This window comes from Methanococcoides mangrovi (genome assembly GCF_052057775.1).
Lineage (GTDB): Archaea > Halobacteriota > Methanosarcinia > Methanosarcinales > Methanosarcinaceae > Methanococcoides.
The window spans coordinates 1,889,517-1,902,379 of sequence record NZ_CP195121.1 but is presented as its reverse complement, the minus strand read 5'-3'; the positions used below and the strand labels follow the sequence as shown (position 1 = coordinate 1,902,379).

The 12,863-nt window shown below is 45.7% G+C and carries 11 protein-coding genes; 4 read left to right on the top strand and 7 right to left on the bottom strand.

Annotation, left to right across the window (positions count from 1 at the left end; translation table 11 throughout):
• Positions 1–13 precede the first annotated feature (13 nt).
• On the bottom strand, positions 14–886 hold the full coding sequence (locus ACR3I3_RS09460; RefSeq protein ID WP_440952010.1) for a phosphate ABC transporter substrate-binding protein: 873 nt from the start codon (positions 884–886) through the stop codon (positions 14–16).
• 364 nt (positions 887–1,250) lie between these two features.
• Between ACR3I3_RS09460 and ACR3I3_RS09455 the strand changes: the two genes are divergently transcribed.
• Both ACR3I3_RS09455 and ACR3I3_RS09450 read left to right on the top strand, forming a co-directional pair.
• Entirely contained in the window at positions 1,251–2,621 is a 1,371-nt protein-coding gene (locus ACR3I3_RS09455; protein WP_440952009.1) for a dihydroorotase, read from the top strand.
• A 71-nt stretch (positions 2,622–2,692) separates the two neighbouring features.
• Positions 2,693–3,595 carry an RAD55 family ATPase gene (locus tag ACR3I3_RS09450; RefSeq protein WP_440952008.1) on the top strand — a complete coding sequence of 301 codons (903 nt, stop codon included), beginning with the start codon at positions 2,693–2,695 and terminating at the stop codon, positions 3,593–3,595.
• On the opposite strand, the gene ACR3I3_RS09445 is transcribed toward ACR3I3_RS09450, so the two are convergent.
• Positions 3,575–4,234, bottom strand: coding sequence for a DUF1614 domain-containing protein (locus tag ACR3I3_RS09445; RefSeq protein ID WP_440952007.1), 660 nt, complete (start codon positions 4,232–4,234; stop codon positions 3,575–3,577). The genes ACR3I3_RS09450 and ACR3I3_RS09445 overlap by 21 nt on opposite strands.
• Before the next feature lie 167 nt (positions 4,235–4,401).
• Entirely contained in the window at positions 4,402–5,640 is a 1,239-nt protein-coding gene (locus ACR3I3_RS09440) for an SLC13 family permease (protein WP_440952006.1), read from the bottom strand.
• 334 nt (positions 5,641–5,974) lie between these two features.
• Between ACR3I3_RS09440 and ACR3I3_RS09435 the strand changes: the two genes are divergently transcribed.
• Entirely contained in the window at positions 5,975–6,133 is a 159-nt protein-coding gene (locus tag ACR3I3_RS09435; protein WP_440952005.1) for a hypothetical protein, read from the top strand.
• Between the two features lie 349 nt (positions 6,134–6,482).
• Here the strand turns inward: ACR3I3_RS09435 and ACR3I3_RS09430 are convergent, their stop codons facing one another.
• From ACR3I3_RS09430 to iorA, 4 genes are all read right to left on the bottom strand, one after another.
• The gene (locus ACR3I3_RS09430; RefSeq protein ID WP_440952004.1) at positions 6,483–6,953 is read right to left on the bottom strand and encodes a DUF2227 family putative metal-binding protein; all 471 of its coding nucleotides are present in this window, start codon (positions 6,951–6,953) and stop codon (positions 6,483–6,485) included.
• An 85-nt stretch (positions 6,954–7,038) separates the two neighbouring features.
• The gene (locus ACR3I3_RS09425; protein ID WP_440952003.1) at positions 7,039–8,355 is read right to left on the bottom strand and encodes a phenylacetate--CoA ligase family protein; all 1,317 of its coding nucleotides are present in this window, start codon (positions 8,353–8,355) and stop codon (positions 7,039–7,041) included.
• Positions 8,356–8,357: 2 nt separating this feature from the next.
• Positions 8,358–8,954: an indolepyruvate oxidoreductase subunit beta gene (locus ACR3I3_RS09420; protein ID WP_440952002.1), complete on the bottom strand. Its 597-nt coding sequence runs from the start codon at positions 8,952–8,954 to the stop codon at positions 8,358–8,360.
• Positions 8,951–10,834 (bottom strand): indolepyruvate ferredoxin oxidoreductase subunit alpha, encoded by a 1,884-nt coding sequence (gene iorA / locus ACR3I3_RS09415; RefSeq protein ID WP_440952001.1) that lies wholly within the window; start codon positions 10,832–10,834, stop codon positions 8,951–8,953. Before iorA ends, ACR3I3_RS09420 begins: the two co-directional genes overlap by 4 nt.
• A 581-nt stretch (positions 10,835–11,415) precedes the next feature.
• Here iorA and ACR3I3_RS09410 point away from each other — a divergent pair.
• The gene (locus tag ACR3I3_RS09410) at positions 11,416–12,828 is read left to right on the top strand and encodes a sodium:solute symporter family protein (protein ID WP_440952000.1); all 1,413 of its coding nucleotides are present in this window, start codon (positions 11,416–11,418) and stop codon (positions 12,826–12,828) included.
• The last annotated feature ends 35 nt before the right edge of the window (positions 12,829–12,863 follow it).

Genomic DNA, 12,863 nt, shown 5'->3' with positions numbered 1-12,863 from the left:
GACCTTAAAAAATTCAAGCAGGGAAGTACCCTACTTCAAAGATCGTTTCTTCTCCTGTCCCGCTTGAGATGAACTCGATGAACTCAAGTGCAAGGCCTGTTGGTTCTCCGTCAGTGTAGAAGTAAAGTGGTCTTGCAAGTGGGTATGTACCTGCGAGAATATTCTCGGATGTTGGCTCCTCAACACCTTCTCCCTTGTCTACTGAAAGTGCCTTCACTGTCTCGTCAAGGTAAGCAACACCGACATATCCGATAGCGTTAGGGTTCTGTGAGACTGTCTGGATGATTGCTCCGGTTGATGGGTTGATAAGTGCGTCAGCCCTGTATTCCTCATCATCCATTACTTCGTCCTTGAAGTACTCGTAGGTACCGGAACTGCTGTCACGTGAGAGCACAACAATTTCCCTGTCTTCGCCACCAACCTCATTCCAGTTGGAGATATCTCCTACATAGATCGCCTTGAGTTGTTCATATGTCAGTTCAGATACAGGGTTCTCAGGGTTTACAACAACTGAGATACCGTCCCATGCAATTGTCTGCTGGACAGGATTCACACCATTAGCATGTGCATTCTCGATCTCTGATTCCTTCATTTCTCTTGATGTCATTGCGATGTCAATCTCACCGTCAATAAGTGCTGCGATACCGACACCGGATCCCCCTCCAATGATAGAGACGACCTTGTCAGGGTATTCTGTCATGAATACTTCAGCTTCTCCCTGGGCAAGTGGGAGAACAGTATCAGATCCCTTGATCTGAATAGACTGAATTTCTCCATCAGAACCGTGGTCGGTAGTACCGTCGTTACCAACACAACCTGCTCCAAAGAGAGCAAGTGATGTGATCAGCAAAAGCGTGATCATATATGACATTGATTTCTTGTACATTGGTTATTTCACCTTATTGGACTAAAGTGGTTTTGATCTCAGATCTGAAGTTTGACCTTCCGACCTGCAAGGGGGAAGATAAGGTGAAACATATATAGTCCTTCTCTGCATATTCTATATTTGCCTATAGATTACTATATATGCTCTATATTCATATATATAATATATATACGGGGATTAGAAATGATCTCTGATGCTGCCTAAATCTGTGAAAATGGTTGCGAAGAGCTAAGATAAAAATAAAGCTAAATCCAGATTTGGAACTAAAATGGTAAAGAACAGTTTTATAATACATAAAAAAGTAAATCCCAACGTTGACTTCAGCATGAGCTAAAATCCACAATTCCTAAACGGAGTTCCATCTATGACTGATATCCTGATTAAGAACACAAAGGTCTTCTACAATAACATTTTACAACCCGGAGAAGTATTGATCAATAATGGAAAGATCGAGCGCATTGCAAAGGATATCACCGGTGCCGATCCCGATCTCCTGATCGATGCCAAAGGAGCGCTTACGATACCTGCCGGTATAGATGCACACGTGCACTTCAGGGAGCCGGGTATGACAAAGAAAGAAGACTGGCATACCGGGTCCTGTTCAGCAGCTGCTGGCGGTATCACTACCGTGATCGAACATCCTAACACCATCCCTCCAACAGTGGACAAGTCTTCTTTCAAGGAAAAGCTGAAGCTGGCAAAACGAAAATCTGTAATTGATTTTGGGATCAATGGCGGTGTAACGGGAAACCTTGAATCACTCTCATTGCTATGGGAGCTTGGTGTGATATCATTCGGTGAGATCTTCATGGCGGAATCCACCGGTGGTCTTAACATATCGGAAGAGGACTTCGCGGAGGCAATGGGGATAATAAAGGAACTTGATGCTGTAGCCTGTATACATGCAGAGGACGAGAACCTGCGACTGGAGAACGAGAAGCTGCTAATGAAGGACTTTTCCTTTTCATCACATTCAAGGATACGCTCGAATCTGTGTGAAGGGTTCGCGGTCGAGAAAGCGCTTGATGTCATTGCAGAGAAAGGTACAAGGTCCCACTTCTGTCACATCAGTACTCTTGAGGCCATTGGACAGATACGCAAGGAAAGATATGTGGCTGCATCGAAGAATCGTCAGCAGAATGTAACCTGTGAGGTTGCTCCTCATCATCTCTTTTTGTCTACAAGGGACTGGGACCGCCTGGGCACTTTCGGGAAGATGAACCCTCCACTGCGTGATCGCAGGAATGTTAAAGCACTTATGAATGCGGTCAATGACGGCACTGTGAGTGCCATAGCTTCGGACCATGCTCCGCATACGGAGTTCGACAAGGACCTTGATATAAGGAATGCTCCATCCGGTGTTCCCGGTGTGGAGACGTTGATGCCACTGATGTTGATGGCCGTCAAGAAGAACATTCTTCCCATCGGCAGGATGATCGAAGTTACAAGCAGGAATCCGGCACATATATTCGGTCTTGATACACACCATTCAAAGGGAGTTTTTGCTGAAGGGTATGATGCCGATCTGATCATTGTGGACACGCGTAATGCAATTCCGATAAAGTCCGACAGGCTTCACAGCAAGGCCGGATGGTCTCCATTTGAAGGCATGGATGCTATCTTCCCTCAAATAACGATATCAAGAGGTGAAGTTGTCTGGGATGGGGAGATCCTTGCTGAGAAAGGCAGAGGTAAGTTCCTTGAAGGGTATGGATGTCCTGAAGATGAGGAATGATGGACATAATATTCATATCCATGAACACATTGAAAGTAATCCTTATATATTGAATGCCGCAATCTACGTTTATGGCACGAAACAAGTTCCCTGTTCACACAACATTAAGTTCTGACGCTGTTAAGATACTTGAAAGATATGAAAAAGAACTTGGAGCCAAGAACCTTGTACTTGAGAAGGCGCTGATGTCACTTGACAGCACCAGGTTCAAGTCCAAGATCGATACGAACAATATTGAGAAATCTATCAAAAGGATCAATACCGGTGTTCTCGGGCTTGATGACATGCTTGAAGGTGGTGTTCCTGAAGGATTTACTGTTATTGTGACAGGTCCTCCCGGAACAGGCAAGACAACACTTTGCATGCAGTTCCTGATGGAAGGTATCAGGAACGACGAGAAATGCCTTTTTTTCTCCTTCGAAGAAAGGATACAGCAACTGATCCAGCATTTCATGCGTTTTGGATGGGATATCGGAAAGCACATCGATGATGGATATCTTGAGATATTCGGAATGTCCCCTCTCTCATTTGAGGAGATCGGCGAGATAATTGAAGCCTACAAGCCACAAAGGGTTGTTTTTGATTCCCTGAACATGGTAACCGATCCATTTGAGTTCCGGAAGTCCCTTTCCTGGCGTACCTTGCACAAACAGCTTAAGGCAAAGAATATAACTTCATACCTTGTTACCGAAAAACAGCATGGTATTGAGACCAAGTCCTATGATACCTATGATTTCCTTGGGGACGGTATCATCTTCCTTGACCAGATAAAGGTAAATGAAGTGGAGCCAAACCTTACTCCTGTGATGGCCATTCAGAAAATGAGGGCCACCCGTGTGGATACTTCACCACATCCCTTCAGGTTCACAGATAAGGGTATTTCAAAATACAGGACAGTGAACCTGACAGCAAGCAGGCTTCAGGAAAGGATGAACATGCAACAAAGTGCATCTTCACATGAACCAGGATATTAATACTGCAATAATTGTTGTGACATATACTGCTTTAAAGCTTCCAACCCCGCCAAGGTTGATGAAAGCACTTCCCTTATTTTCCCTGTCCACCATTACGAGTCCTGTGAGATTTCCAAGGAGGATACCACCCACACCGGCTACGAATGTTACAGCAGCAGCATTTTCCGGTGCGAATATCAATGCGAAAGGAACCGCTATGAGTCCGATATAATCCGGCATTACAACACCGATACCATTTATAAAATCAGAGAGCAGTGTAGCAGCTACTATCATGATCAGCATGATCTCAAGGGCTACAAAATCAGTCTGGAAGATAATCAGGAACAGCATCATAATAAAAGGAATTATGAAACCTCCGAGGTTAAGGGTCACAACTGTATTGAATGCAAGCTTCATGCTGGACGAGACATCCTTCACAAGAGGGACGGAATATATCTCTTCCAGTATCATCGCATCTCTTTCCAGTGACTGTGGTTTCCTTGACTTGAAAGAGCTGACAGGGATCTCAATATTAGCACCAACAAGCATGAGAACAAGCAGGATGAACAACGGATATGATGAGATTATACCCAGCGAAAGTTCCTGCTGGAAGAACAGGACAGCCATGGGCACAAGCATTACTCCAAAGACCAAAAACATCCTTATTTCTGATTTATTTATATATCCTCTCATTGTTCTCATTAACAAGAGCACGGTTTTAGTTATTAAATATTTCTAATGAATATTCAATTCAAAGTGTGGATCTCAATGCACATATAATTGACATGTCTGGATGAACATAAGATTTTCTGAAGCCTTTTCAGCGATCAAAAGGAAAGGAAGGTCCAGTAAACAAATAGCTGAACCGCTGTAAGAGGCACACCTATCTTCATGAACTCAGCCATATTGAGAGTGACATCACTTCTTTTTTCAGCATTCTGTATTATTATCACATTACTTGCTGCACCAACGACGGAAAGGTTCCCTGCTATCGTACTGCCGGCTGCCAGTGTGACCATACTTTCCACAGATACTCCCGAATGTAAGAGCAATGGTATATACAGGGCTACCAGAGGTACGTTCGAGATAAACTGGCTGAGGATTACACTGATCAGCAATATTGCAAGCATGGATGTTATATCGATATCCAGCAAGGTAATTGCACTCTGGAAAAATCCGGAGTTCCATACACTTTCCATCAATATGAACATGGATACAAAATAGAATAGTGTATGCCAGTCTATATGTTTTACCAGATCCACTCTCTGGTCACTGAACAGCAGTATGGGGAGTGCTGCTATCATTGCAATGTATGTAAGTCTTATCTCAATATCCGGATAGATAAAGAACAGGACAAGCTTTGCAAGAACGAATACAACTACAAGTGATAACGAGATCCTGGAAAGGAGTGCAAGTTTCTCATCGGCAATGGTCTTTGGAGAGTGCACAATTCTATCCGGGGAAAAGTGTTCGCGATAGAATAATTTAAGGAATAGGTAGGTGATGAAGAGATTCACTAATGTGGGCAGTAACAAGTGCTTCATGAAAACTATGAAAGGTGCCTCGATCCCGCTTTCCAGTGCAATGAGCAGGTTCTGTGGATTTCCTATCGGACTTACCACGCTACCTGTCGTGACAGCAAAAGCAAGTGCAAGTAAGAGTACCTTTGGGTTCACACCGTTCTCTTTTGCGAGCAACAGGACAACAGGTGTTCCGATTATCGCAAGCGTATCGTTCATTAGAAAAGCCGATGCAAATCCCATCACGAACAGGATACAGATAATTATGGAATCAAGCGATCCTGCTCTTTTGAACAGGGCATAGGATATGCAGAACAGATACCCGCTATCTTCGAGTGCTTTGCCGATGATGAACATGCCAAAAAGAAAGAACATCACATCCAGGTTTACTGCTGCGAAGGCATCTGAAAAGGATATCTGACCTGTGAGCAGCACAGCGACAGCACCAAGTAGCATTGACTGCCACATATCTATCCTGAAGTGACCTACCTGACGAAAAGTGATCAAAAGAAGGACTATTGATAGAACGACTATTGGTATTATCATTAAGATCGTGATCTGTGATTAATATGCAGGAAGTTTATTAATCTATCTTTATCGTAACAGAAATGACGAAATCGATATGTGAGATCCTATGCTGTACCTGCATCATCCGGGAGACATTTTTATTTATTACTATATTGACCCTGCTTCATGATTCCGGAAATTTGGGAATTCGAATACTTATGATGATCTGTTGTTATGCAGTTGGTTGATCAACAGCGCATTTCTATATATTTTATGGATTAGTCTATAAACTAATTACAAAGAGTATATATCAAAATAATGCAAATTCCCAATCGTAAGAGAAGATAAAACAGATCAAAAAAGGAGGGATCTGATGACTAAGACACAGATTACAAAAAAAACCATGCCGGGAAAAAGATCTCTGGTAGATAATAATCAGTATTCAGTGGTAGGGGGATACACAGTTAGTGATCTGAATGCTGAGGAGCTTGATCTTTACAGGTTCATGCTCGGGGGTCTGCTGGCAAAGTAAGTACAGACCTGGTAAAGTCAGATAGGCGATATGAAGGGGAAAATACAGCAGGAACAAATAATGTCAAAAGAGCAAAGATTGATCTGTAGGAATTGCAACACAGAGCTTGAGAGACAAATGGTAGGCGTGAACACATATTACTGTTGCAGGGAATGCCTTAGCATGATATCTGTCAGGGAACTCTTCAGGCTAAAACCGGACATATGAGATCGATCGGTGTGCTTGAAGCAGGTTCGTGAATCAATGGTTCTGGTCAATCTGTTGGATCGATCTCCCACAAACTGAACAAAAGTTTAGATGTCCCATGATCAGGTGTGATCAAAGGATATTTATCTGTTTTTTTAGTTTCTTAAAAGTGACGTTTTATTTTTGATACCAAAAAATCAGATACAATGTGGACCTCCATCGACAGCACCATCCCTGCCATGGCTACTGCAATGAACCTTAAAGGAATCCTGTCCAGGTCAAAGCCAATGAGCAGAATCACTAGAGCTATTATCAATGCAAGGTTGATCACAATGGAGAGGGGGCCCAGTAATGGATTATGGGAGAATCCCCTGTGTTTGAATATAACCTTGTATGGCCACCAGATGCACCTGAGCAGCCCCCATCTTTTGTAGGGCCTGCTTTCAATATCGAGGTCAGGGCTGAGAAAGAATGTTGCGAAAAGATAGGACAGGAAAAAGAGTGAAATCGTATGGATGTTCAGATACCTGACAGCTATGGGATTTTTCTCCCATATTGTAAGGTATGAGAGACCTGCAACTATTGTTATTATTATTGCGATGTTTATTGTGTCATGTGTCTTTGCGTCCGGCATTGTTCCTCAGTATTCCTTTTCCTGTATCATCTTTTAATTATTTGATTGAACTTATGTTTTTTAGTGGTACAAAAGGAACATGGTCTCACATATCCCTGTTATCAAAAACCCTCTTGCTCTTCTTCTCACTGCGTGGAAGCTTACCCGTGCCGACACATTCCACATCCACACTGATCCCTATAAAGTCCCGGAATGCTTTTTTCAGTGCTTTTGCAGCTCCTGCATTCTTTTCAGTATCATCCGCACCATCGATCTCGACCCTGAACAGCATTGAATCCCTGCCCTGATCTCTTTCAAGGATGATCTGGTACTCGCTGCTGACACCATCGACCCTGTTGATCACGTCTTCGATCTGACCGGGGTATACGTTTACTCCCTTGATCTTGATCCTGTCATCGGTACGTCCCAGCAGGCGATCTATTCTCGGGAAAGGACAGCCGCATTCGCATGGTTCGGGTATTATACGTGTGAGGTCCCTTGTCCTGTAGCGTATAAGGGGAGCACCTTCCTTTGTGAGTGTCGTGATCACAAGTTCACCCAGGGTGCCATCGGGAAGTCTCTCTTCTGTGACCGGGTCGATGATCTCAAAGAGCAGGTGGTCTGACCAGTAGTGAAGTCCGTCATGCATTGAGCAGTCAAGGGCAATACCGGGTCCGTAGATCTCAGTGAGACCGAAGATATCAAAGCTCTCGATGCCGAGCTCATCCTCTATACGGGACCTCATCTTGGGACTCCAGCGCTCGGAACCTATTATGCCGACCTTGAGATTTATTTTGTCCTTCAGGTCCCGCTTATTGATCTCCTCTGCAAGGAGGAGTGCGTAGGATGAGGTGCTTGCAAGTGCTGTGGACTTGAGGTCGAGCAACATCTGCAACTGCTTTTCCGTATTTCCAGGGCCCGTGGGAACTGCCATTGCCCCGAGGCATTCTGCTCCTGCCTGGAAGCCGATACCTGCTGTCCATAGTCCGTATCCGGGTGTGATCTGTATCCTGTCCTTATTTGTAAGTCCTGCCATCCGGTAGCAGCGCATCATCATGTCTGCCCACACATCGACGTCCTTCTGTGTGTACGGGATTATGACAGGGCTGCCGGTGGTGCCTGATGATGAATGTATCCTGATGATCTCTTCATCAGGAACAGCCTGGAGGCCCAGGGGATAAGCGTCCCTTAGTTCTTCTTTGGTTGTGAACGGGAGTTTTGAAATATCTTCCAGAGTCTCTATCGATCCTATGTCAAGTCCTGCATCTTCGAACTTTTTCTGATAGAACGGACTGCCTGATGATAACCTTTTCAGGAGATCTTTGAGCTTTATTAACTGATCTTCTTCAGAAGCACCGGGGAACTCCTCCTTCTGGCAGGAGTTGCTCTGTGTCATTTCATTATCCTCACTAATATTGCACATATTCATACCCTCCTGATATCTGAGACCCTTTCGAGGGACATGTCAAATGCCCTTCTGTTCACTTCCCTGTACTTCTCCGGTACCATTTTCTCAAGCACGTTCCATAACTCTTCGGAAGCGAATGGAAGCAGCTCCGCACCTGCAGCTGCTGCCAGCATGGCAACGTTCGCTGCCCTGTAGGTTCCTGCATCTTTTGCAAGCTGTGTGAAATCCACGGAGATCGTGTCCGGACAGCTTTCTTTCAGGAAACCGATTACCTGTTCCGGGATGTATGTAGCATTGTTGGCTGAGGCCGAAGGGATCACAGCATGTTCATTTACAATGATGCTGCCGTCCTTGCTCAGGAAATGGATGTTCCTTGCGGCTTCCGCAGGTTCAAGGCCAATTATCAGGTCTGCATTCCCTGCAGGGATGAGTGATCCGCATACCTCATCCCCGATCCTGATGTGACTGGTGACCGAGCCTTCTCTCTGGGCCATACCGATGGTCTCGGCGGTGGCCACGTGGTAACCGGCATCTATGGCAGCCGTCGCCAGCAGGCGTGATGAAAGTACAACGCCCTGGCCTCCCACGCCTGCAATAAGAATATCGAATTTCATTGTACTACCTCCCTGAGGACAATAGCATCCGACGGACAGACCTGTGCACACAGGCTGCAACCGGTACAGTTGTCCTGTATCTGCGGTGTTCCGGATGACACGGAGAAGATGGCAGGACATCCAAGCTGTGAGACACAGAAGTTGCAACCGGTGCATTTCTCTTCATCGATCATGTATTGTCCTGTTGTTTTTGTGATTCCCACACATTTTCCTTTGAAGACCACAGCGGAGGGGCCTTCGTACTCCATGGCTTTTTTAGCCATGTCGATGCATTTGCCAAGGTCATCTGCCCCTATGGTCTCAACGAGATCCACTCCACAGCTTCTGAGCACTTCGGCAATATCGATGGCCTTTGTAGGATTGCCCATGGCGGTCAGCCCGATTCCCGGATGTGGCTGATGCCCTGTCATAGCAGTGGTTCGGTTGTCAAGGACTGCCAGTGTGATGTCAGCATTGTTGTAAACGGCGCTGATAATTGCAGAGACCCCGGAATGGAAGAAAGTGGAGTCCCCAATGAAGGCCACCTGCTTTGCATAATTTCCTTCCTGATATTGCTGTGTGTGGGAAAGGCCTGCTGCCATACTGATGCCTGCTCCCATGCAGAGGCATGTGTCCACCATGTTGAGCGGCTGGGCATTTCCCAGGGTGTAGCAACCTATATCACCTGAGAATACGGTGCCTTTTCCGTTCTCTTTCTTCAGTTTCGCTGCTGCTTTCTTGAAAGCATAGAAGACGGTTCGATGCATGCAACCTGCACAGAACGTGGGTGGTCTTACAGGAAGTGGTGGGATGTTTTCCCTGGCGACCACAGGTGTTGAATGTTTCAGGAGAGGTACGTCTGTATTCATGGCCTGAAGTGAGCTGTTCACTCCGTTGATAACGGCATCAACATCATATTCCCCGCTTACAGGGAAGTGGCCGTTCTTCTTTCCATATAAGTTCACATCGAGATGATGCCTGCCTATCAGTTGCAGGAACTGCTCCTCGAGGTATGGGTCAAGTTCTTCGATGACTATAAGGTCTGTGATGTCGCTGAGGAAGTCAAGGGCTGCTTTTTCAGGGAAGGGGTGGACGGTTGCGACCTTGAAATGAGAAAATCTGTCGGAGTGTTCTTTTATGGCTTCCTTAGCGTACAGTGAGGATACACCGGATGATGCAATACCTATCCTGCTGTTTCCTTTTGTTATTGAATTGAATGTATTTTCATTGAACAGGTCTGAGAAACGGTCCGAAAGCCTTACCTGAAGGTCTTCAAGCCAGGGGTGCCTTTGTGCCGTCAGTTTTGGGAATATGGTCCAGCGTGGCTCCTTTACGTAGCCTTCGATATCACGACCTGCCTGTTCGATGTCTTCGGTCACCACGTCAGCACAGCCATGGGACACACGGGTGGTGGTCCTGAGTATCACAGGGATCTCCATCTCATGTGAAAGTCTGAAGGCCAGTTTTGCCATGTCGTAGGCTTCCTGAGGCGTGGATGGATCCAGGACCGGAATGTTAGAGAAGTGACCAAAGGCTCTGGTGTCCTGTTCAGTCTGGGATGAATGTGGTCCGGGGTCGTCGGATACAAGGATCACAAGGGAGCCTTTTACTCCTATGTAGGAGAGGCTCATGAGGGGATCAGAGGCTACGTTGAGTCCGACCTGCTTCATGGTAACGAGGGTGTTGGCACCTGAGTAGGCGGCTCCGACTGCTGTTTCAAGGGCTACCTTCTCATTGGTTGCCCATTCGGCATATATGCCATATTTGTTCGCATGAGAGGCGATGGTCTCCATAACTTCGGTGGAAGGTGTCCCTGGGTAGCCACTTGCTACCTGAAGACCTGCCTTCATCGCCCCAAAGGCAATCGCTTCGTTTCCCATTAATATACGTTTAGCGGTCAATATCGTTCCTCTTGTGTTTGCTAAGTGAAAATAGGTAATTTGAATTACTTCTACGGACATTTCAGCAGTAATTCAGATAATATCATAATGTTGTTCAGCAGATGTCCGGGAGACCCGCACATTTTGGTCATAAGATGATCTTGGAACCATTGAATTCAGCGGAGCTATAACATTGCATATATTTATACATTGATGTGAACATATGCACTTGTTTAATGAAATATAAGCGTTTTGTTATGATCTTTTTGTTTTGCCGGGAAATCTGCTATTGGCTGCCAGATTCCTTTCCTTTTTATGAAAATAGGTAACCTGAACCTCTCTTAGAAATACTCTGTCATTGAGAACAAACAAAAATGTTTTTAATCTATACTGTACTATTCCGCGCGTTAGCGTACATAGTAGCCCATTGAAGAGGAGGATATGAATTGGTATTGAAATTCAACATATTAAAAACGGCCATCAGAAGGAATGATAATCAGAAAAGGGAGATGAGGTCCTGATGCCACTGCCTTACATTTACCTGATAATTTCCGTCATGATAATGCTGGCCACAACATTCTTTTTCGTATTGAGGCAAGACCATGATTAATCATATCCTTCTGGTCATATATATCCTTGGGATACTTTTACTTTCCCTGAAGCTCAAGCAGGGGACCTTTTCAGGATTTGCTGTCTCGGACAGGAATGTAATGCATCCTGCGGTTATAGGCATTGCCTATATGGCTGCTTACTTTAGCGCTGCCTCTTTCCTCGGGGGCGGTGGCTACGGGCTCATTGCCGGACTCCCATGGGTCATATGGGGTGTGTTCTTCCACGTAGCTTTTGCCTGCCTGGTATTCATCATCGCACCGAAGATATGGATGTTCTCCCAGAAATATGATGCAAAGACCGTACCCCAGTTACTGGAACGCAGATACGACTCACAGGGAGGCAAGGTCTTGCTTGCAGGGATCATGCTGTTGATGTACACAATATACCTGGTTGCCATTTTCAAGGGCTGTGCCAATCTTTTCCAGGGAATGCTGGGAGTAACATATGTCCAGGGTCTCCTCATAGCTGTTGCCATCGTGGCACTCTACTATGTGATAGGAGGACTGCCGGCCATTATCTGGATAAGCTTCTTGCAAGGGTTGATCATGCTTGTAGGAGCGGTGCTGCTCTACACAGGTCTTATTTCAAGTGGAGGTGGCATGGCAATATGGGATATGGTCCCGGCCGATATACTGAATATGACCGGCGCGGCAGTACCATGGCAAAAGACCTTCGGAATGGCGTTTTCCATCAGTCTTGGACTTCTGGCATTACCCGATCTACTGATCATGCTGTTCTCTGCAAAGGACCGGAGGGTTGTTCGTTTTGCAGGTGTCTATGGTCCCATATCCATCACCATTTATTCCCTATGTATTTTCTCTCTGGGAGTTATGGTTCACGGGGTATTCAGTTCAGAGCAACTGGCGCCTTTCATGACAAATCCGGATGGTCTGATACCTTTCCTGGCAACATCACTGCTGCCTCGTGGATTTGATAGTATCGTGCTGCTGGCTGCCATCTCGGCAGCTATGTCAACCATGAGCGCTATTGTGCTGGTCACAACAACAGCCCTTACTTCGGATATCCTGCGGTACCTGCGTCCGGCCACTCCCGATGATAAGGTGCTTCGCATGACAAGGATGGTAGGAGTCGTCATTATCATAGTATCGGCATTCTTTGCAATGGATGTGCCACAGATGATAGTGCCTCTGGTATCCGTAAGCATGGGCGTTATCGCTTGTTGCGTCTTCATACCACTCATTTTCGGGCTTTACTGGGACCGTGGTACTTCGATTGGATTTGTTGCAAGCCTTGTGGCAAGCTTCGGTTCTGTGGTGCTGTGGCAGTTCTTTGGAAATCCCCTCATCCATCCCGTGTTCATCGGTTTGATCTGCGGTAGTGTGGCATACCTTGGGGGAAGTCTATTGAGTTCCCGTCCGATTCCTGTGAAGGATATGGAATGATTGGTAAAGATTTTCAATACACGATCAGGTGCTGG

Excerpts from the sequence above, each read along its gene's own strand:
- ACR3I3_RS09460 (WP_440952010.1), bottom strand. The coding sequence starts at position 886 with ATGTACAAGAAATCAATGTCATATATGATCACGCTTTTGCTGATCACA.
- ACR3I3_RS09455 (WP_440952009.1), top strand. The coding sequence starts at position 1,251 with ATGACTGATATCCTGATTAAGAACACAAAGGTCTTCTACAATAACATT.
- ACR3I3_RS09450 (WP_440952008.1), top strand. The coding sequence starts at position 2,693 with ATGGCACGAAACAAGTTCCCTGTTCACACAACATTAAGTTCTGACGCT.
- ACR3I3_RS09445 (WP_440952007.1), bottom strand. The coding sequence starts at position 4,234 with ATGTTTTTGGTCTTTGGAGTAATGCTTGTGCCCATGGCTGTCCTGTTC.
- ACR3I3_RS09440 (WP_440952006.1), bottom strand. The coding sequence starts at position 5,640 with ATGATAATACCAATAGTCGTTCTATCAATAGTCCTTCTTTTGATCACT.
- ACR3I3_RS09435 (WP_440952005.1), top strand. The coding sequence starts at position 5,975 with ATGACTAAGACACAGATTACAAAAAAAACCATGCCGGGAAAAAGATCT.
- ACR3I3_RS09430 (WP_440952004.1), bottom strand. The coding sequence starts at position 6,953 with ATGCCGGACGCAAAGACACATGACACAATAAACATCGCAATAATAATA.
- ACR3I3_RS09425 (WP_440952003.1), bottom strand. The coding sequence starts at position 8,355 with ATGTGCAATATTAGTGAGGATAATGAAATGACACAGAGCAACTCCTGC.
- ACR3I3_RS09420 (WP_440952002.1), bottom strand. The coding sequence starts at position 8,954 with ATGAAATTCGATATTCTTATTGCAGGCGTGGGAGGCCAGGGCGTTGTA.
- ACR3I3_RS09410 (WP_440952000.1), top strand. The coding sequence starts at position 11,416 with ATGATTAATCATATCCTTCTGGTCATATATATCCTTGGGATACTTTTA.